This is a genomic window from Paracoccaceae bacterium (genome assembly GCA_012103375.1).
Lineage (GTDB): Bacteria > Pseudomonadota > Alphaproteobacteria > Rhodobacterales > Rhodobacteraceae > WLWX01.
The window spans coordinates 1,394,789-1,415,507 of the sequence record WLWX01000001.1 but is presented as its reverse complement, the minus strand read 5'-3'; the positions used below and the strand labels follow the sequence as shown (position 1 = coordinate 1,415,507).

Genomic DNA, 20,719 nt, shown 5'->3' with positions numbered 1-20,719 from the left:
AGGCGATATGTGCGGTGCGGTCGCTCAAAACTTCATGTAGGCCTTGCGCAATGTCACCAGCGGGTGGCGGTCCGACATCTGGAATTTCAACAGCAACTCGCGCGCGATCATGTCGCGATCCTGCTGATTGTCTGGCAGCTCGATCGTGTCCGGGATACGCACCCAGCCGTTGATATTGCGGTCAAAAACGGCTGGCATGCCCTCTTCATAGCCCATGTGGATATCCTCAAGCCAGTTGAGGTCATCCCAGCCCATCACCTCCATATACTTCGTCAGAAACGGAGTGATCCGGTTGTAGTCAGGCACCAGGTTCACATCATAGCGATAGCCGATGTGCTGCCCGATCTCCTTCTCGCGCTCGGACCCGAGGCCCGCCGCATCCTTCCTGAATTGATCCACATCTTCGATGTCAGACCCGCGGTATTGTGTTCCCGCCATGTGTTTCTCCTCTCGGGTGCCGGGTTGAAGCCCGGCCTACATAGTTCCGGCAGGCCGGGCTTTTGCCCGGCGCTCCGCTACAGGTGGTGATAATCGGCGACGCCGACCGTGTGATTGGTCCCGGCCAGGGGAACCCCGGCCATGGCGCTGGCCTCCATCGTCAACGCGGCAAGGTCTTCCGGTTCCAGCGAATGCACATGCGTCTTGCCACAGGCGCGGGCGAACAACTGTGCCTCGATCGTCAGAGTGTGGAGGAAGTTATACACCCGTTCCGCCGCCTCATCCGGGTCCAGACGTTCGCGCAGTTTGGGATCCTGCGTGGCCACGCCCACCGGGCAACGGCCCGTGTGACAGTGATAGCAGTATCCGGGGTCCGCGCCGATTTCCTCGGGGTAGTTCGCCTCGGGGATGTCCTTGTTGCAGTTCAGCGCCATCATCGCCGAATGGCCGATGGCGATGGCGTCCGCACCCAGCGCGATTGCCTTGGCGACGTCGGCACCGTTGCGGATGCCACCTGCGTAGATCAGCGTAATCTCTCCGCGTTTGCCAAGATCGTCGATGGCCTTGCGGGCCTGACGGATCGCAGCAATGCCCGGAACACCGGTATCTTCGGTCGCAAGGTGCGGGCCAGCCCCGGTGCCACCTTCCATCCCGTCGATATAGATCGAGTCCGGGTCACATTTCACCGCCATGCGTACGTCATCATAGACACGGCTCGCCCCCAGCTTCAGCTGGATCGGGATCATGCCGCCTGTTGCTTCACGAATCTCAAGGATCTTCAGCGCCAGGTCGTCCGGGCCCAGCCAGTCCGGGTGCCGCGCGGGTGAGCGTTGGTCGATGCCAGCGGGGAGTGAGCGCATTTCGGCAACCTGGTCGGTCACCTTCTGGCCCATCAGGTGGCCACCAAGGCCAACCTTACAGCCCTGCCCGATGAAGAATTCGCAGCCATCCGCCAGCACCAGATGGTTCGGGTTGAAGCCATAGCGTGACTGGATGCACTGATAGAACCACTTCGACGAATACCGACGCTCATCCGGGATCATCCCGCCCTCGCCCGAGCATGTCGCCGTGCCTGCCATGGTCGCCCCACGGGCCAGCGCGGTCTTTGCCTCATAGCTCAGCGCGCCAAAGCTCATCCCCGTGATGTAAACCGGAATGTCCAGTTCCAGCGGACGCCCGGCGCGCGGGCCGATGACCGTCTTGGTCTCGCACTTTTCGCGATAACCTTCGATCACGAAGCGCGTCAGCGTGCCGGGCAGAAAGGTCAGATCATCCCAATTGGGGATTTTCTTGAACAGGGAAAAGCCCCGCATCCGATACCGGCCCAGTTCGGATTTGATGTGGATGTCATCCATGACCCGCGGCGGGAAGACGAATGAATCGCCGATCCGGTTTACATCGCGGTCCAGTGGTTTCTTTGTCGGCGGGCTACCATCAGCCATCTTGGTGTTCCTTTCATCGGGTGCCAGGGCGGACCCCGGCCTACAATCGTGGGTAGGCCGGGGTTCACCCCGGCAACCCGTCAAAGAATGAGCTTCTTCTCGTTCGGTTCGAGGTTGTCGTAGTTCCACAGCATCTTGCCGGCGACGATCTTGGTGAAGTGATCCACGCCCTTGTCGGGCATCATGCCGTACTGGCTGAGCTTGCGGGTCAGCCAAGCCTTGTCGAGGTCCGTCAACTCGGCCTCAACCGCGTCAACGCCGCAGGACTTGATCTCTCCGCCGACAAAGATGGTGCCATCGTACATGCTGTCGCCCAGGTTCTTGCCCGCGTTGCCGCAAACAACCATGCGCCCACGCTGCATCATGAAACCGCTGAGTGCGCCGGTGTCGCCGCCCACGATGATGGTGCCGCCCTTCTGGTCGATGCCAGTGCGCGACCCGACCGAACCGCGGCACACAAGATCGCCGCCCCGAAGGTGGATCCTGCGTTCTTCTCGATCATGATCGTGCCCGACATCATGTTTTCGCCGCACGACCAGCCCACCCGGCCCGTCACACGCACATTCGGCCCGTCAATCAACCCGGTCGAGAAATACCCGGTCGATCCTTCGATGATCAAATTCAACTTGGAGAGGATCCCCACACCAAGCGAGTGCATGCCGCGCGGGTTCTGCAACACGATGGTGCCAAACCCTTCGGCCATCAGTGAACGGATGTTGGAGTTCACTTCGGTCGTGGTCTTGCCGTCGCAGTCAATCTCGGTCCGCTTGTTGAAGTCGACCGTTGGCGCCCAAGGGTATTCGAAGCGTTCCTCGGCGTCCGGGTCGAATTCGATATAGAGCGACTTTCCCGTCAGCTCTTCAGTGGTCATGCCCAGGGCTTTGACGCGGTCTTCCTGCGTCATTTCCTTCAGTTGGGCGTCGGTCACGCTTGCCATACGCGAACCTCCTCATCATAGGGGTCTGTGGTGTCGATTTCCTGGGGCAGGATCGCGCGGATCGCGACCTCTTCCGAGGCCATGGCGATCAGATCGTCGCTTTCGTACAAAACCAGCGGTTTCGCGGCCATCGTGTCCTTGGCCATGCCAAGCTGATCCTTGGTGGCCACCAGATAGGTGAACACACCGTCGATTTCCTCGATCGAGCGGCGCAGGCTGTCCTCCAGCGCCATCCCGTTGGATAGGTTGTGCGCGGTGTAGACGGCCAGCAATTCGCTGTCGCAATTGGACATGAAGCGATGGCCCTTACGCTCCATCTCGCGGCGCATGATCCAGTAGTTGGTGATCTGGCCGTTATGGACGACGCTGATGTCGTTATATGGGAAGGCCCAATAGGGGTGCGCCGATTTGATATACACGTCGGATTCAGTGGCCATCCGGGTGTGGCCGATCCCGTGCGTACCGGTGAAATCGTTCAGACCATAGGCCCCGGCCACATCAGCCGCATCGCCCAGATCCTTGATCAGCTCCAGCCCGTTGCCCATCGACAGGATTTCGGTGCCCTTGTCTTCTTCGATATGGGTCGCCATCGCCGCCGTGTCGCCATCATGGGTCAGCACATAACGCAGCGAATGTTCGACCGGCGCTTCCTTCGAAGACACGTTGGCCCCGTGTTCGGCCAGAATCTCATCCACTCGCGCGATCCGGTCGGCGATCAGCTTGTGAACCCCGTGGCCCACGGCGCGATCTTCGGCCTCGGCCACTTTGATCCGCATGATATAGGCGTCCGGGTCTGGAAGCCCCAGTCGGCAAAGACCGGCGCCCAGAAGCCTGTATCCCAAAGACGGCGATAGCTGTTGACGGTCGAACAGCCCACAGCCGTCAGCGCCTGCAAGTTGTGGACCACACCACCGATGGCCTTCAGCCCTTCGGCCCCCGGCATCTGCGGGTCGTCGTCGTCGGGCATGAAGGTATTCTCACCCCCTTTGACGTACATATAGTTGTCGCGCATGCCCGGCAGGTTGTCGGGATCATTGCCGACCTTCACAAACTCATCATCGCCACCGCGCCACAGGCTCATGTTGTGGTGGCAGCCGCTGGCCGAGACACCCATGAACGGCTTGGTCATGAAGCAGGCAAAGATGCCGTGTTCGCGGGCAACCTGCGCACAGATCTGACGGTATGTCGTCAGGCGGTCGGCGTTGCGCAGAACGTCGTCATACATCCAGTTCAGTTCCAGCTGTCCTGGCGCGTCCTCATGATCGCCCTGGATCATGTCGAGGCCCATCTTGCGGGCATAGCGGATCACCTGAAGGCTGACCGGGCGCAGGCTTTCGAACTGGTCGATGTGATAGCAATAGGGTTTGGAGAACCCGTCCTTCGGCTTGCCGTTCTCATCGTACTTTAGCCACATCATTTCCGGCTCGGTCCCGATGCGCAGCTGGGTGCCGTGCTTCTTGGTGAATTCCTCGTGCATCCGGCGCAGGTTGCCGCGGCAGTCGGCGGTCAGATAGGGGTCGATCTGAACCTCGTTCACCGGGGTTTCGACCTTATAGGGCGACGCCCCGCCCTGAATGCCGCCAAAGTGCCAGTCGGGCTTATAATAGATGCCCCACATCTCATCTGTGATCAGGCTGCCATCCACCGTGGAATAGAGCGGCGCATCGGTGTCCACATGGATCACCGGCGGCATCTTTCCGTCATCCGCATTGCCGGATTCCGGGGGCAGTTGCAGCACACCCTCTTCCAGCTGCCAGAACCGCCACATGTCGACATCGTCATGCACCTGACCATCCAGGCCCTTTACGGTGATCTTGCGCGGCTGACCCAGCATTTCCCAGAAATCACGCGCCCAGGGACCGGCCCCCATGATAACGCGTTCACAGGAAATCGTGCCCTTGTCAGTTTCGACCGAGGCGACGGCTTTGGAGCCGTTTTCCGAATTCAGCCCTTTCACGGTCACCCCGGTGATGATCCGCACGCCCAGCTTTTCGACCTTGTCGGCCAGCGCGTACATCGTCTTGGTCTGGTTCGAATAACCGCCGCGCTTTTCGTGCAGCACACTGGTGATCCCCTGCGCCTGCCAGTCACCGAAGATTGTCTTCATATAATCGCTGGACGCCTGCGCACCTTCGACAAAAACGCTTTCATACCCGATTGCCTGCTGTTGCGCATAAATGCTGCCGACATCGTCGCGCATGCTTTCGCTGGAAATCTGCATATAGCCGACAGGATGATAGCTGAGGCCTTCGGGATCGCTTTCCCAAACGTTCACCGAATGCGCCATCAGTTTGCGCATCGCGGGCTGGAAATAGTTGTTGCGCACCACGCCGCAGGCCACGCCCGAGGCACCCGCCGCGATCCCGGTTTTGTCGAGGACGACCACGCGCCCTTCAACCTGCTCACCCGCCGCTGCCAGACGCTCGGCCAGCCTCCAGGCGGTGGACAGCCCGTGAATTCCTGCACCGATGATCACAAAATCCGCGTGGTCCGGAAATGCCATGTTCGTCTCTCCCCCGGGCGGCAGTTCAAGCGGCTTGATCCGCTCCGTTTTCGCTCCGCAACTAGGGGCATAGTTTCAATTCCGATCCGGAAATCAACCTTTTCTGTACCAAATCTCCGATTTTTCTGGCTTTTTATATTCTTTGGTATAACTTTGGACTACTCCAGGGGGATGAATCCGATGACACTGTCCGAAAAACCACGATTGGGCGCGGCTGATATTGCCGCAACGATTCGCCGTGCCATCGCGGATGGCGAATACCTGCGGCACGACCGTATGCCCGCGGAACGGCGGATGGCGGACACCTATGGTGTTGCCCGCGGGACCGTCCGTGATGCCCTGACCCAACTGGCACGCGAAAACTATGTCGAGGTTCGCCCCGGAAGCGGAACATATGTCACCTATCGCGGGACTGATGCGATGGCCGCGCCAGTCGAACAGGCCAACCCGCTGGAACTGATCGATACCCGTTTCGCGCTAGAGCCGCATATTTGCAGGCTGGCGGTTCTGCATGGGCGGCGGGCCGATTTTGATGCGCTGGAACAATTGTGCCAGGCGATGGAACGCGCCACCGACAACCCAACCGAATTTGCCGAAAAAGATACCGAATTCCACCGGTTACTGGCCGCCAGCACCGGCAACGGGCTGTTGATCTGGATCATCGATCAGATCACCTCGGTACGCAGCATGGATGAGTGGACGCGGATGCGGCAACTGACCCTGAACCGATCCATCATCACGCAATACAACATGCAGCATCGCCAAATCCTCAGCGCGATCCGCACCCGAGAGCCCGAGCGCGCCGCCAATGTCATGAAGGAACATCTGGAAACTGCGCGCTTGTCCCTGACGCGCGCCTCCGAAACCTGAGGTCGTGAAACCGGTATCGTGGCGGCAAGGCAGCTTAGGTCCGCGCCACCGCCTGTAGCCAGTTCATGTAAATCCGCTCGGCCGCGGTATTGAAGTCCGCCATCCGGGCCGCGCTGTCCGCATTCATGCGCGCGGTGCCATCCTGGCCCATCGCCTGTTCCAATGCCGTCGCGTATTCGGTGATTTCGGCCCAATTGGTCACGGTGTCCGCCTCGACCTCGACATGAAACTGCATCGAATAGGCGCGGGTGCCCCACTTCATTGCTTGCACCGCGCAGGCGTCTGACGTGGCCAGACATTGCGCGCCGGGCGGCATCTGGGTCACCTCGGCACTGTGCCATTGCAGGCACGCCAGCGGAAAGCCGACCCCGTCGAACAATACGCCATCGGCACCTGCCTGGGTCAGATGCACATCCATCACGCCAATTTCAGGCGTCGCTGACGGCCCGACCGAACCGCCGAGCGCCTCGGCCAGCAGTTGATGGCCCAGGCACAGGCCAAGAAACGGCATGCCGTGGTCCGCAACAGCGGCGCGGATGAATTCCTTTTCTTCGGCAAGCCAGGGGTGAGCATCTTCCTGCCAGACATCCATCGGCCCGCCCATGACCCACAGGGCGTCATAGCCATCAAGCGCTGGCAACTCCTCGCCCTTCTGCAACTCCACAGCGTCCCATCTGTGGCCATCTTCGGCCAGAAAAGACCGGAATATTCCGGGATGTTCGATCGTCACATGTTGCAGGACAAGTATCTTCATTGGGGCCTCCGATTCTGGCGGCGACCCTAGGGGCAAGCGCGGCCTGGGGGCAAGTCACGCCCGAAATGTCGACGGCGCAGCCCCAAAACGGGCCGTATAGGCGCGGCTGAAATGGGAGGAGTTGGCAAAGCCGGTGGCCAGCGCAATCTCGGTCAGCGGCAGCGCCGAATTCCGCATCAGGTTCTGCGCCTTATCCAGCCTCAGATCCCTGTAATACCCCATCGCCGATTGCCCCAGCCGGGCCTGGAACAAACGCATCAATTGGCGCGCCGAAACACCGGCGAATTCGGCCAGATCAACCAGGCTCAGGGGGTCGGCCACGTGGTTTTCCATCGCCGAGACCGCCGACAGGATGGCCGCATTCGTCGTTCCAACGCGCGCCACCAGACCGCCACGCTGTGGCCCGCCCGAGGGGCGGATATCCGTGTGCAGGAACCAGTCGCTGACCGATTGAGCGAAGGTCGCGCCGTGATCCTGCGCGATCAGCGCGTGCATCAGATCCATCGGCGCCGTGCCGCCTGCGCAAGTCACGCGATCCCGGTCGATCACATAAAGCGTGCGGTCGATCATCAGATTTGGCGACACCTCGGCCAAAGCCTCGGCATGTTCCCAATGCACGGTCATGCGCCGCCCTTCCATCAGACCCGCGCGTGCCAGGATGACCGGACCGCCGGAAACACCGCCAAGGATCGCCCCGCTGCGCGCCATTCGGCCCAGCCAGCGAAACAGGGCGGCATCTTCGACCGACGCCGGATCGCCTCCGGCAATCACGAACAGATAATCCAGTTGCAGCCCCTGCCCGACCGTGGCCACGGGCACGACGCCCCCCTGCCCGGAACTTGCGATCATTTCGGGGCCTGCGCCGATGATCGTCACCTCATACAGCGCCCGCCCGCTGAGCAGATTTGCCGCCCGGAACGGTTCGACTGTCGAGGCATAGGACATCAGTGCAAAGCCCGCCAATGGCAGGACTCCGACCCGGGTTGCGCGCGCGTTTGATCCATTCTCGTCCATTTCAGCAAAATGAGCGTCCGTTCTGGAAAAGTCCAGCCATCGGCCAACGCTCATACTTCGCGCATCTGACACCGGGGCCACGCCATGCACTATTCCGCAATTCGCATTTTCAAAGAGGGTCTGACCGGCAACAAGGGCTGGAAACCTGTCTGGAGAGAGCCTGAGCCAAAGGCCGAATATGACATCGTAATTATCGGCGGTGGCGGGCACGGGCTATCGACCGCCTATTACTTGGCCAAAGAACACGGGCTGACCAATATCGCCGTGGTCGAAAAGGGCTGGATCGGGTCCGGGAACGTGGGCCGGAACACGACGATCATCCGCTCGAACTATATGCTTCCGGGAAACCAGCCGTTCTATGAGCTGTCGATGAAACTGTGGGAGGGGTTGGAGCAGGATTTCAACTACAACGCGATGGTCAGCCAGCGTTCGATCCTGAACCTGTTCCACAGTGACCCGCAGCGCGACGCCTTCGTGCGCCGCGCCAACGCAATGCTGATGAGTGGAGCTGACGCCGAGCTTGCCAGCGCGGAAGACCTGAAAAAAGAGCTGCCGTTCCTCGATTTCGACAACGCGCGCTTTCCGATCAAGGGCGGGCTGTTCCAGCGCCGTGGCGGTACTGTGCGCCACGACGCCGTCGCCTGGGGATACGCGCGCGGCGCCGACAGCCGAGGCGTCGATATCCTGCAGAACTGCGAGGTGACGGGCTTCGACATCGAAGACGGCACCGTGAAGGGCGTCCAGACCTCTCGTGGCCCGATCCGCGCCAAGAAAGTCGCCATGTGTGTGGCCGGCTCGTCAGGCCGCGTCGCCGCGATGGCCGGGATGCGCCTGCCAATTGAAAGCCACGTGTTGCAAGCCTTCGTGACCGAGGGGCTGAAGCCCACCCTGCCCGGCGTCATCACCTTTGGCGCGGGCCATTTCTATGTCAGCCAGTCCGACAAGGGCGGTCTGGTCTTCGGCGGCGACATCGACGGCTATAACTCCTACGCGCAACGCGGCAACCTGCCGGTGGTCGAGGATGTGTGCGAGGGCGGCATGGCGATCATGCCAATGATCGGGCGTGCGCGGCTACTGAGGTCCTGGGGAGGCCTGATGGACATGTCGATGGACGGCACACCTTTCATCGACGCGACCCATATCGACGGCCTCTATTTCAACGGCGGCTGGTGCTACGGCGGCTTCAAGGCCACGCCCGCCAGCGGGTTCTGCTATGCCCACCTGCTGGCGCGCGGCACCCCGCATCCGGTGGCCACGCAGATGCGCCTCGACCGTTTCAAAACCGGCAATCTGATCGACGAAAAAGGCATGGGCAACCAGCCCAACCTGCACTGAGGACGACAGCATGTTCACGCGCAATCTTCCCATCCTTCTTCGCTCGGCGGGCACCGCCGGGCAGCGCCCGCCCGCCCCCACGGCGGGCGCTTTCGCGCCCCCCTCGGACGGCCGCTGCCCTCGCTTTCGGAGCACGACTAAATGATCATCAACCACCCTCTGCTTGGCCCACGCGATGCCGCCGAATTTGTCTATCTGGGCGATGCATCTCTGATCGACCGACCCGACTGGGAGGCCGCCGATGCAGGCGAACAGTTCCTCGAATACGCCTACATGCGCGACAACCCGGCAGGGGACTTGCAAGAGCTTTGGTATCACGAACAGGGCGATCGGTCGTGGCTGGTCGTCACCCGAAACACCCTGACGCATGAAATCTCGAAGGTCGAACTCGCCCGCGATGTGGCGCTGGAACGGGGGCGCGACAGATGAGGCAATCGAACCGGATCAAAGGCGGGCTGATCGACCGCAGCCAGACGCTGAACTTCACCTTCAACGGTCAGGCGATGACAGGATATCGGGGCGATACGCTGGCCTCAGCCCTGCTGGCGAATGGCCAGCGCCTGGTCGGGCGCAGCTTCAAATACCACCGCCCGAGGGGGGTCTTCACCGCCGGAAGCGAAGAACCGAACGCCCTGGTGCAGCTGCGCAAGGGCGCGCACCGCGAACCGAACACGCGGGCAACTACGGCCGAATTGTTCAGCGGGCTGGAGGCGACCAGCCAGAACCACCTGGGGCCGCTGAAGTACGACCTGATGGCCGCTACCGACCTTCTGGCCCCGTGGCTGGGCGCGGGTTTCTATTACAAGACGTTCAAGTGGCCCAAGGCGTTTTGGGAAAAGCTGTACGAACCCGTCATCCGAGCTTCGGCCGGGCTGGGCGCGTTGTCAAAACAGGACGATCCGGACAGTTACGACAAGGGATTCCTACATTGCGATGTTCTGGTCATCGGCGCAGGCCCGGCGGGCCTGTCGGCGGCGCTGACGGCGGGGCGCAGCGGCGCGCGCGTCATCCTGGCGGACGAAGATTTTGCGCCGGGCGGGCGCCTGAACGCGGAAACGCTGGAGGTTGACGGCATGGCCGGGTCCGATTGGGCCGCCGGTGCGGTCGCAGAACTGGCATCGATGGACAACGTGCGGATCATGACCCGCACGACGGTCTACGGCGCCTACGACCACGGCGTTTACGGCGCGCTGGAACGCTGCACCGATCACCTGCCAGACGCGGGCGGCAAGCCGCGCCAGATCCTGTGGCGGATCTATTCCAGGCGCTCCCTGCTGACCGCTGGTGCCACCGAACGCCCCATCGCCTTCCCGATGAACGACCGCCCCGGCGTGATGCTGGCAGGCGCCGTGCGCACCTATGCCAACCGCTTTGGCGTCGCGCCGGGCAAACGTGTTGCGGTGTTCACCAACAACGATGACGGCTGGCGCACCGCCACCGATCTGGCCGCCAAGGGTGTCGAGATTACCGCCGTGATCGACACCCGCACGGGCGATGCCCCGGCCACACCCACCGGCGCAAGCGTGGTGATGGGCGGGCGCGTCGTGGACACCGCCGGGCGTGGCGGCTTGCGTTCGATCACGCTGGCAAACGGCCAGACGATCCCCGCAGACTGCCTAGCCGTGTCGGGCGGGTGGAGCCCCAACGTCCATCTGACTTGCCACCAGCGCGGCCGCCCCACCTGGCGCGACGATATCGCCGCTTTCGTCCCCTCGGGCGATCTGCCGCCGGGGATGTCCGTTGCCGGGGCCGCAAACGGCACCCTGACACTTGCCGCCGCCCTGGCCGAAGGGCGCACGCAGGCGAAGGCGGCTGTGAAAGACCTCAGGCTGTCAGCATCGCTCAAGACCGCGCCCAAGGCCGAGGATGAGGCCGCTGAAACATCAGCATTCTGGCATGTCACCGAAGGCAAGGGCCGTGCCTGGCTGGATTTGCAGAACGACGTGACAGTCAAGGACGTCAAGCAAAGCCACGCCGAGGGGTTCCGCTCTGTCGAACATCTGAAGCGTTACACGACCCTCGGCATGGCCACCGATCAGGGCAAGACGGCCAACATCCCTGCCCTTGCGATCATGGCCGAGCAGACCGGCAAAACCATACCGGAAACCGGCACCACGATCTTCCGTCCGCCCTACACCCCCGTTCCCATCGGCGCGCTGGCGGGCCGCGCACGCGGCAAGGAGTTCCGTCCATACCGCCTGACACCCAGCCACAAATGGGCCGAAGAACTGGGCGCCACCTTCGTGGAAACCGGCAACTGGCTGCGCGCCCAGTGGTTCGCCCGCCCGGGCGAAAAAGGCTGGCGTGATTCAGTTGATCGCGAGGTTGAGATGACCCGCAACTCGGTCGGCATCTGCGACGTGACCACGCTGGGCAAGATCGACATTCAAGGGAAGGACGCCGCCGAATTCCTCAACAAAATATACGCCAACGGCTTTGCAAAGCTGGCTGTCGGCAAGGTCCGTTACGGGCTGATGCTGCGCGAAGATGGCATCTGTTACGATGACGGTACGACCGCGCGGCTGTCCGAAAACCACTTTGTGATGACCACCACCACCGCCAACGCCGTGCTGGTGTTCCGGCGGATGGAATTCGCGCGCCAGTGCCTGTGGCCGAACCTCGACGTGCACATGATCTCGGTCACCGACGCCTGGGCGCAATTCGCCGTGGCCGGGCCGAATTCACGCAAACTGTTGGAGAAAGTCGTCGACGACTTCGACATCTCCAACGAAGGCTTCCCCTTCATGGGCTGCGCCGATCTGACGGTCTGCGGCGGCACGCGCGCGCGGCTGTTCCGCATCTCGTTCTCCGGAGAGCTTGCCTATGAAATCGCGGTGCCCGCCCGATACGGCGACTCGATGATCCGCGCGCTGATGAAAGCGGGCGAGGAATTCGACGCCATCCCCTATGGCACCGAAGCGCTTGGCGTGATGCGCATCGAAAAAGGCCACGCCGCAGGCAATGAGCTGAACGGCCAGACCACCGCGCTGAACCTTGGCATGGGGCGGATGGTCTCCAAGAAAAAGGACAGCATCGGGTCCACCCTGTCGGAACGCCCGGAAATGAACCGCGACGATGCGATCAAGCTGGTCGGCTTCCGCCCCGTCGATCGCGACAAACCGCTGAGTGCCGGGGCGCATTTCGTCGAACGAAACACCAAAGCAACGAACGAAAATGACCTCGGCTGGATGACCAGTGTCGCCTATTCCCCCAGCCTCGGCCACTCCATCGGCCTTGGTTTCCTGAAACGCGGTGACGAACGCATGGGCGAGGTTGTGCGCGCCGTAAACCTGATCCGCGATCAGGATGTCGAGGTCGAAATCGTCTCGGCCCATTTCATTGACCCCGAAGGGGAGCGTTTGCGTGCCTGAGTTTACCCTGACAGCCCAGCCATTCCTCGGCGGCTATTCCCGCGATTTCGGCGACACCAAACTGGTCGAACTTACGGAGGTGTCCATCACCTCCATTGCCGAACCCCGCAATGGCCGCGCCACATTGGAGGGGGCCGTGAAATCCGCCTGGGGCTGCGCCCTGCCCGCCGCTGGCCAATCGGTCGAAAGCACATCGGGTCGCCTGTTCTGCACCGGCCCGGACAGCTTCATGCTGGCAGGCCCGTCGCTGTTTGATCCGGCCGGCGACGCAACAAAAGCGCTGGATGGCGCCGGCTATGTCACCGATCAGTCCGAAGCCTGGGTGACCCTGCGCCTTGACGGCCCGCAGGCCCGCGCAGCGCTGGAACGCATCTGCCCGGTGGATCTGCACCCCGACGCCCTTCCCGCCGGGGCCTTTGCCCGCACGGTGATGGAACATCTGGGCGCGATAGTACTGGCCGAAGGTGGCGATGCGTTCACGCTGATGTCGGCAAGTTCCTCAGCAGGCTCATTCCTGCATGCCATCGAGGTGTCACTCACCAACCTTCAATAGCCAATACAGCAACACACACCCCGCCTACCCCGTCTTTTCGCCAAAAATACTCCGGGGAGGTCTGGAGGGGCTGGCCCCTCCAGCCACCGGGCATGCTGAAACGATTTCGCGGGTTATCTATCTAACAACCCCGCCGCCCTCAGAAAAACGCCTGCAACCCGGTCTGCGCGCGCCCAAGGATCAGCGCGTGGACGTCGTGCGTCCCCTCATAGGTGTTCACCGTCTCAAGGTTCATCATGTGACGGATGACCTGGAATTCTTCGGATATTCCGTTGCCGCCGTGCATGTCACGCGCCATCCGCGCAACCTCCAGCGCCTTGACACAGTTGTTGCGTTTGATGATGCTGATCATCTCAGGCGCGGCCCTGGCTTCGTCCATCAGCCGCCCCACACGCAGCGCCGCCTGCTGGCCCAACGAAATCTCGGTCTGCATGTTGGCCAGCTTTAACTGGAACAGCTGCGTCTGCGCCAACGGCTTGCCGAATTGCTTGCGATCCAACCCGTATTGCCGCGCCGCATGCCAGCAGAACTCGGCCGCGCCAAGCACACCCCAGGCGATCCCGAAACGTGCGCGGTTCAGACAGCCGAACGGCCCTTTCAGCCCTTCGACGTCCGGCAACAGCGCATCCTCGCCGACTTCGACGTCCTTCAGCACGATCTCACCTGTGACCGAGGCGCGCAGGCTTTGCTTGCCCGCAATCTTGGGCGCGCTGAGGCCTTTGGCGCCTTTCTCAAGCACGAACCCCTTGATCTTGCCACCATGGGCATCCGATTTGGCCCAGATTACAAACACATCCGCAATCGGGCTGTTGGAAATCCACATTTTCGAACCATTCAGAAGATACCCGCCCTGAACCGCCTTGGCCGTGGTCTTCATCCCCGCCGGGTCGGACCCCGCATCAGGTTCGGTCAGCCCAAAACATCCGATCCATTCGCCTGTTGCCAGCTTGGGCAGATACTTCGCGCGCTGCGCGTCGGTGCCGTAGGCATAGATCGGATACATCACCAAAGAAGACTGCACCGACATCATCGAACGATACCCGCTGTCCACACGCTCAATCTCGCGCGCGACAAGGCCATAGGTCACGTAGGACGCGCCGAGGCCACCGTATTCTTCGGGAATTGTCGTACCCAGCAGGCCCATTTCGCCCATTTGCGCAAATATGTCGGGATCAACGGCCTCCTCCGCGTAGGCCCTGATTGCCTTTGGCGCCAGCTTTTCTGCCGCGAAACTGGCCGCCGCGTCGCGGATCATGCGTTCATCCTCGCCCAGTTGATCTTCCAGCAGGAAGGCATCCTCCCAGGAAAACGACGACAGGTTCGGGCGGCTGTGGGCGGGCAGGTCTTTGGGCATGGCGGCCTCCGGCGATGGGAAAAGGGATGGCCCGATGTGTCCGGGAATTGCCGGACAAGGTCAACCGGATGCTGCCCGGTCTTGCGCGCTTTACAGCGATCGGTCAGGGTTTTGGCATGAGGCAGGATTTCGATTGCGACGTTATCATCTGCGGCGGCGGGCCGGTCGGCATGGGTCTGGCGATTGATCTTGGCCAACGCGGCGTGCGCACCGCGGTGGTCGAACGCTACCCCGAACCCCAGCCTATCCCCAAGGGTCAGAACCTGACCCAGCGCACAGCAGAACATTTCCGCGCCTGGGGCTGCGAAGACGCCCTGCGCCGGGCCCACCCGCTGCCCGAAGGGGCCGGAACCGGGGGCGTGAATTGCTATGGCACGCTGCTGGGCGCTTACAGCTATTCCTGGATTAACCGCGCCGCGGTCACGGCGTATTACGCCGCCGACAACGTCCGTTTGCCGCAATATGAGACCGAGAATGTCCTGCGCGCCCGCGCCGCCGAACTGGACGCTGTCGAGGTTTTCTATGGCTGGTCCGGCACGACCGTCGCGCAATCGGATGACAGCGTGACCCTGACAATCACGGAACACAATGGCCCGGCGCGGCGACCACTGACCGCGCGTTACCTTGTCGGATGCGACGGCAGCAATTCAACCGTGCGCACCAGCGCGGGCATCACCCAGACCCGCAATGACCACGACCGGCAAATGGCGCTGGTGGTGTTCCGCTCGACCGATTTGCACGATCTTCTAGGCCGTTATCCCGGCAAGGCATTCTTCAACGCCCTGCACCCGGATTTTGAGGGTTACTGGCAGTTTTTCGGACGTGTCGATGTCGGCCACAGCTGGTTCTTTCACGCGCCGGTGCCGGTCGGCACGACGGCAAACGGGTTCGATTTCGCGGCCATGATCCACCGCGCCGTGGGTGCTGAATTTGCGTTGGACATCGACCATGTCGGCTTTTGGGATCTGCGGTTTGCCTGCGCTGACAGTTACTGCGCCGGGCGGGTCTTCGTTGCCGGTGACGCCGCCCACAGCCATCCGCCCTATGGCGGGTTTGGCATCAATATCGGGCTGGAGGATGCCCGCAATCTGGGCTGGAAACTGGCCGCGCGGATCGCTGGCGGCGCGCAAGCACTTCTGGACAGCTATGACGCCGAGCGTCGCCCGGTCTTTCAATCCACCGCGCAGAATTTCATCGGCAGGTTTATCGAGGAAGATCGCGATTTCCTGGCCACCTACAACCCGTCCCGCGACCGCGCCGCGTTCGAGGCCGCCTGGGCCAACCGGGCCGGGGGCGATGCAAGCGTCACGGCTTACGAACCAAACTATGAAGGTTCGCCGATCATTCCCGGTCAGGCAGGCCGCACTCCTGGCGCGATCGGTGATCACCAATTCCGCGCCCGCGCAGGCCATCACCTTGCCCCGCAGCCTGCGGCGAAGGCGACAACGACATTCGATCACCTGCGCGACGGTTTCACATTGCTGATGGCACAGGATCGGGCTTCAGGCGAACTGGCCCGGTCGTTCCGCGCTGCCGCACGTCGTTTGGGCGTTCCGTTGTCGATGCAGGACGTGCTGACGCAAAGCGCCGTTGATCAGTATGGCGCACCGCTGATCCTTGTCCGCCCGGATCATTTTGTCGCCTGGGCCGGGGAAAGTTGTGAGCCTTTGGACGTGTTGAGGACCGCAGTCGGAGGATAGATCGGCACCCGTTTTTGCCGTGTTCGAGATGATTTGAGGCACCGTGTATTAGAGACGCACCATCCTGAAAATCAGGCTCGTTTTCGGGATTTCCTGCGCCCGGTGCACGCCGCAGGCGCAGGGCGCACGCCGGACCGGCCCCACCGGTCTGGCGTCGGTTCGAGGTGAGCACTCCGGTTCGAGTTGACGGCTAACACTTCGCCATAAATCATACCCACTAAAGCGTTTCGTCTTGAACCTGAATCGCGAGGGATTCCCTTGAGACCTGATCTGTGATTCATCCTGTTTGGGAGGATGGATCATGTCAGCACCTTTGCCATCTGCGCTTCGGATACGGTTTCAGAGATACATTGAAGAAGGGTTGAGCGGGCGCGCGGCGGCGTTGCGGTTGAAGCTGTCGCCTGCCACAGGCGCGCGGTGGGCGCGTCAGGTGAGGATGAAGGGTCATGCGGAACCTGCCCGGCAGGGACCGCCGCGCGGCAAGGGAAAGCTGGCTCCGCATCGGGAATTCTTTGAGGAGTTGATCGCACAAGACCCTGACATCACGCTCTTTGAGTTGCGTAATGCGCTGGCCGATGCAGAGGGTGTGCGGGTGCATCACTCCTCCATCGCCAACCTTCTGTCCCGGCTCGGCTTCACGTACAAAAAAAGTCGCTGGTCGCAACCGAGCGCCGCCGCGCCAAGGTAAGGCAGCAACGGGCCGACTGGTTCAGATACCGCTCGCCAGCCATTGCGACCTTTCCTGAGCGCGTTGTCTTTATTGACGAAACCGCAGTGAAGACAAACCTCACGCGCCTACGCGGCAGAGCCAAGCGCGGTAAGCGCCTGACGATGGATGCGCCCTTCGGAAGCTGGGGAACCCAAACCTTGATCGCGGGCCTGACCCAAGGCGCGCTGATCGCACCTTGGGTCATCAAGGGAGCGATAGATGGCCCCGCCTTCGCGGCCTACATCCGCGAAGTGCTGGTCCCCGAGATCAACCCCGGCACTGTCGTCATTCTCGACAACCTGGCAACCCACCGGAATAAGGAGGCGACGCAGGCTTTACGCAATCACGGCTGCTGGTTCCTTTACCTGCCACCGTACTCGCCCGACCTGAATCCCATCGAGCAGGCCTTCTCTAAACTGAAAGCCCATTTGCGACGGATCGGGGCCAGGTCCTTTACCCAGGTCTTCGAAGCAATCGGAGCAATCTGCGATCTCTACGACCCAGTAGAATGCTGGAACTACTTTAAGGCCGCCGGATATGTCTCAGGTTAATGTCGAAACGCTTTAACCATTGTTACGCCAGCCCGCCGGTCCGGCGCGCGCCCTGCAAAGGTTGGCGTTCGCAGCCTATTGTCCGCATGTCATTCCGATAGCAATTCAGATAATCAAGATGTCTCCCTAGCAACCGGTCGACTACCCGGATTGACCGCTCTTCGAACGACGCCCCGATCCTACCCCACAATCGCCCAAAGAAACCGCAGGCACACCACGGCCAGGAACACCCCGAACAACCGGCTGAGCGATTTTTGCGGCAGACGGTGCGCCTGCGCCACGCCGAACCGGGTCATCAGCAATGCTGTGGGCAGCGTCAGGATCAATGCCAGCAAAGACACAAAGCCAAGTGCGTCGGGTGGAAGGCCCTCACGCCCCCAACCGACCAGAATATACCCCGCCGTTGCAGGCACCGCGATGATCACCCCGACCCCTGCCGAGGTCGACACGGCCTCATGCACCGTTTTTCCGTTCAGCGTCAGGATCAGGTTCGAAACCGCCCCGCCGCCGATCCCCATCAGGGTCGAGATCACCCCGAGCGCGGCACCGTAAAGCCCGGTTCCGATCCGGCCCGGCATCGTGTCGCGTAGTTTCCAGTTGGTCGAACCGATCAGCATCTTGATCGACAACAGCCCCGCAACCGCAACAAAAACCGCCTGAAAAACCACTGGGGCTGCATCGCTGGCAATCGCATTGCCCACAACCACGCCCAAAAGGACCGGAATTATCCACGCCCGGATCACACCCATGTCGACAGTGCCTTTTGCCGCATGTTGGCGCGCCGACAGGATCGCCGTGGGTATGACCATTGCCAGCGACGTACCGACAGCCATCGGCATCGCAATCTCATCCGTTGCGCCCATTATGCGCAAAGTCTCGAAGAAAACCGGCACACTGATCGCGCCGCCGCCGACGCCGAACAGGCCAGCCAGCACGCCGATGGTCGCCCCGGCAATTAGAAAGGCCAGTACGATCAGCGGCGTCAGCCCTGCGGTCAGTTCGCCAATCACCTCCACCGGCATCTCCTTGACCTGCGCCCCGGTTCACGTGCCAGGTTCAACGAAACATCCTTTCGGGTGCCAAGTCCAGAACCGGCAGGGCCGGTCCATCGCCGTCTGGCACGTCAAATGCGTTGATCGTCATCGAGATCAGTGAATAATACCCGCAGATTGCCACCAGATCGACCAGGCCTTGCGTGCCCAGTGCCTGTTCCGCCTGCTGGTAAACACTGTCAGAAACAGCGCGATCACGATGCAATTCCACCGCGAAATCAAAAACCGCCCGCATTTCGGGTTCTGTAAGCTCGGGCCGTTGCCCCTGCCCGATGGCATTGATCACCCCCCACGATATTCCTGCCGACAGCGCGGTCGGCACGTGATGCGACCATTCGAACCCCGAAGACCAAATCCGCGCGGTGACCAATATCGCAAGCTCTGACAGATGTCGCGGCAGGCTGCTGTCATAGCGCGCATATTGACCGAGCGCCTGCGCCCGATCCGCCATCCGGGGTGAGCACAGCCAGACCTTCAACGGCCCGACAACCTGCCCACGCGGACCGGATGTAATCACCTCGGAAACGCGGCGCTGCGCATCCGTCAAGGCATCAGGATCCGGGCCGCCGTAACGTTGCGGCGTATCTGTGTTCATTCTGCCAATGTGGTCATAGCGCCGCGATAGAACAACAGCGGATCACCCGCACCCTCGGCGAAGTGTTCGATGCGGCCAACGACGATGATGTGGTCGCCACCGTCGTGAATGTCCCATTTGGCACACTCAAAATGGCAGAGGTTCCCATGAATGACCGGCAAGCCGTTGCGCCCGGCATACCATTTCACGCCGTCAAACTTATCCTCCAGCGGTTTCGCAAATTGCCACGCCGCGGCCTGCTGATCATGGGCCAGGATATTCACATTGAAGGCATCGCCCGCCTCGATCCAGCGACAGCTGACCTGTGACTTGCCGAGCGAGAACAGGCACAGCGGCGGATCAAGGCTGAGTGACGAGAATGAACTGATCGTGACCCCGGTTGCAAATCGCCCGAATGCGTTGCGCAACGCGCGCGGGTCTGAGGCAATTGCGTCCAGCACGGTGATCTCCTTTTCGCCAAGTGACTTGCCGATCTGTGTAAACCACTGGACAAATTACCAGAAATGATACTTCTTCATGCGTAGTATTGTGAAATCGGATAGGAGGCGACGTGCCGGTCCCGAAAATCAGCATCAATGGCCTACGCGCCTTCCTGGCCGTCTATGAGGCGCAGTCATTCTCGAAAGCGGCGGAACGCGAAAATGCAACGCAGTCGGGCATGTCGACCCAGGTGAAGAACCTGGAACTGAAACTGGGGACGCCGCTGCTGAACCGGAACCGAAAAGACTATAGCCTGACGCCAGCCGGGCAGATCGTCTATCGCGAGGGGCAGGCCATCGTTCAGGCGCTTCTGGCACTGGAAACCAACCTGTCCGAGATGAAGGACGATGTAACCGGGCTGGTCCGGTTCGGGCTGATCCCGTCGCTGACGCGTTCGGTCCTGACCCCCGCGCTGGAAGACTTCAAGGCCGCGTTTCCCAAGGTCGACCTGAGCCTGCTGGAAGAATACAGCGGCGCCCTTCTGCGCCACGTTCTGGACGGAGAGCTGGATTTCGCAATCGTCCCGTCAGGCGACATGCCAGCCGGCCTGACAGCCAGCTTCGTGGGGCGCGACCGCGAGATGATTGTCACCCGCCCAGGCACACTTTCCGATCACCCTCACCTTGGTCCGGCGCCCCTGTCGGTGCTGTCGGGCGCCAAGCTGATCGTGCCCAGCACGCTGAACATCCGCCGCAGCCGGATCGACACATTGCTGAACGCGCATGGTGTCCATTGCGCCGAGATCATGGAGATGGACGGCATGCTCGGCACGCTCGAGATGGTGTCGGCCACAGATTGGACGGCCATCTTGCCCTCTGCGATCTGTCATGCGGACAAGGACGGGCAGCACCGAAAACTGAACCTGCTGTCCGATCCCCCGATGAGTTTCGATTACGTTCTTGTGCAGAAAAGCGAATGCGCCCTGCCCCGTGCGGCACAGCTTTTGACCGATGTTCTGACACGCCATGTCAACATCATCCTTGACGACTGGGGTGACCTCAGACGGCCGACTATCGGATAGGCTGAAGCCGATCATCAGAAATGATCATGCCGGGGTGCGT

Annotated in this window: 16 protein-coding genes and 3 pseudogenes; 8 read left to right on the top strand and 11 right to left on the bottom strand. The window is 61.6% G+C overall.

Features of this window, described 5'->3' with window-relative positions; genetic code table 11:
* Window positions 1-24 precede the first annotated feature (24 nt).
* The 5 genes and pseudogenes from GKR99_07285 to GKR99_07265 all read right to left on the bottom strand — a co-directional run bounded on the left by GKR99_07285 (window position 25) and on the right by GKR99_07265 (window position 5,320).
* Window positions 25-438, bottom strand: coding sequence for a hypothetical protein (locus GKR99_07285; protein NKB27353.1), 414 nt, complete (start codon window positions 436-438; stop codon window positions 25-27).
* 77 nt (window positions 439-515) lie between these two features.
* Window positions 516-1,880 carry an FMN-binding glutamate synthase family protein gene (locus GKR99_07280; protein NKB27352.1) on the bottom strand — a complete coding sequence of 455 codons (1,365 nt, stop codon included), beginning with the start codon at window positions 1,878-1,880 and terminating at the stop codon, window positions 516-518.
* A gap of 80 nt (window positions 1,881-1,960) precedes the next feature.
* Window positions 1,961-2,784 (bottom strand): annotated as a pseudogene (locus GKR99_07275) (GXGXG motif-containing protein).
* A gap of 20 nt (window positions 2,785-2,804) precedes the next feature.
* Window positions 2,805-3,593, bottom strand: a complete 789-nt coding sequence (locus GKR99_07270; GenBank protein ID NKB27351.1) for a glutamine amidotransferase — start codon at window positions 3,591-3,593, stop codon at window positions 2,805-2,807.
* Window positions 3,594-4,327: 734 nt separating this feature from the next.
* A pseudogene (locus GKR99_07265) lies at window positions 4,328-5,320 on the bottom strand (FAD-dependent oxidoreductase).
* Between the two features lie 180 nt (window positions 5,321-5,500).
* Here GKR99_07265 and GKR99_07260 point away from each other — a divergent pair.
* A complete protein-coding gene (locus GKR99_07260; protein ID NKB27350.1) occupies window positions 5,501-6,190 on the top strand; it encodes an FCD domain-containing protein in 690 nt (229 codons plus the stop codon).
* A gap of 34 nt (window positions 6,191-6,224) precedes the next feature.
* On the opposite strand, the gene GKR99_07255 is transcribed toward GKR99_07260, so the two are convergent.
* Window positions 6,225-6,944 (bottom strand): type 1 glutamine amidotransferase, encoded by a 720-nt coding sequence (locus GKR99_07255; protein NKB27349.1) that lies wholly within the window; start codon window positions 6,942-6,944, stop codon window positions 6,225-6,227.
* Window positions 6,945-6,998: 54 nt separating this feature from the next.
* Window positions 6,999-7,994 (bottom strand): helix-turn-helix domain-containing protein, encoded by a 996-nt coding sequence (locus GKR99_07250; GenBank protein NKB27348.1) that lies wholly within the window; start codon window positions 7,992-7,994, stop codon window positions 6,999-7,001.
* A 48-nt stretch (window positions 7,995-8,042) separates the two neighbouring features.
* On the opposite strand from GKR99_07250, the gene GKR99_07245 reads away from it, so the two are divergent.
* From GKR99_07245 to GKR99_07230, 4 genes are all read left to right on the top strand, one after another.
* Window positions 8,043-9,293, top strand: a complete 1,251-nt coding sequence (locus tag GKR99_07245) for a sarcosine oxidase subunit beta family protein (GenBank protein ID NKB27347.1) — start codon at window positions 8,043-8,045, stop codon at window positions 9,291-9,293.
* 141 nt (window positions 9,294-9,434) lie between these two features.
* Complete coding sequence (locus tag GKR99_07240; GenBank protein ID NKB27346.1) at window positions 9,435-9,722, top strand: sarcosine oxidase subunit delta; 288 nt, start codon at window positions 9,435-9,437, stop codon at window positions 9,720-9,722.
* Complete coding sequence (locus GKR99_07235; GenBank protein NKB27345.1) at window positions 9,719-12,664, top strand: sarcosine oxidase subunit alpha family protein; 2,946 nt, start codon at window positions 9,719-9,721, stop codon at window positions 12,662-12,664. The genes GKR99_07240 and GKR99_07235 overlap by 4 nt, the downstream gene beginning before the upstream one ends.
* Window positions 12,600-13,217, top strand: a complete 618-nt coding sequence (locus GKR99_07230) for a sarcosine oxidase subunit gamma (GenBank protein ID NKB27344.1) — start codon at window positions 12,600-12,602, stop codon at window positions 13,215-13,217. Before GKR99_07235 ends, GKR99_07230 begins: the two co-directional genes overlap by 65 nt.
* A gap of 139 nt (window positions 13,218-13,356) precedes the next feature.
* On the opposite strand, the gene GKR99_07225 is transcribed toward GKR99_07230, so the two are convergent.
* A complete protein-coding gene (locus GKR99_07225) occupies window positions 13,357-14,571 on the bottom strand; it encodes an acyl-CoA dehydrogenase (protein ID NKB27343.1) in 1,215 nt (404 codons plus the stop codon).
* Between the two features lie 116 nt (window positions 14,572-14,687).
* Here GKR99_07225 and GKR99_07220 point away from each other — a divergent pair, with 116 nt between their 5' ends.
* Together GKR99_07220 and GKR99_07215 are read left to right on the top strand one after the other, a co-directional pair.
* Window positions 14,688-16,271 carry a monooxygenase gene (locus GKR99_07220; GenBank protein NKB27342.1) on the top strand — a complete coding sequence of 528 codons (1,584 nt, stop codon included), beginning with the start codon at window positions 14,688-14,690 and terminating at the stop codon, window positions 16,269-16,271.
* Window positions 16,272-16,572: 301 nt separating this feature from the next.
* Window positions 16,573-17,531 (top strand): annotated as a pseudogene (locus GKR99_07215) (IS630 family transposase).
* A gap of 179 nt (window positions 17,532-17,710) precedes the next feature.
* Here GKR99_07215 and GKR99_07210 read toward each other — a convergent pair.
* The 3 genes from GKR99_07210 to GKR99_07200 are packed head-to-tail and all read right to left on the bottom strand — an operon-like array spanning window position 17,711 to window position 19,618.
* Entirely contained in the window at window positions 17,711-18,553 is an 843-nt protein-coding gene (locus GKR99_07210; protein ID NKB27341.1) for a TSUP family transporter, read from the bottom strand.
* A gap of 34 nt (window positions 18,554-18,587) precedes the next feature.
* Window positions 18,588-19,178 (bottom strand): carboxymuconolactone decarboxylase family protein, encoded by a 591-nt coding sequence (locus GKR99_07205; protein NKB27340.1) that lies wholly within the window; start codon window positions 19,176-19,178, stop codon window positions 18,588-18,590.
* A complete protein-coding gene (locus GKR99_07200) occupies window positions 19,175-19,618 on the bottom strand; it encodes a flavin reductase (protein ID NKB27339.1) in 444 nt (147 codons plus the stop codon). Before GKR99_07200 ends, GKR99_07205 begins: the two co-directional genes overlap by 4 nt.
* A 110-nt stretch (window positions 19,619-19,728) precedes the next feature.
* Here GKR99_07200 and GKR99_07195 point away from each other — a divergent pair, with 110 nt between their 5' ends.
* A complete protein-coding gene (locus tag GKR99_07195; GenBank protein NKB27338.1) occupies window positions 19,729-20,679 on the top strand; it encodes a LysR family transcriptional regulator in 951 nt (316 codons plus the stop codon).
* The last annotated feature ends 40 nt before the right edge of the window (window positions 20,680-20,719 follow it).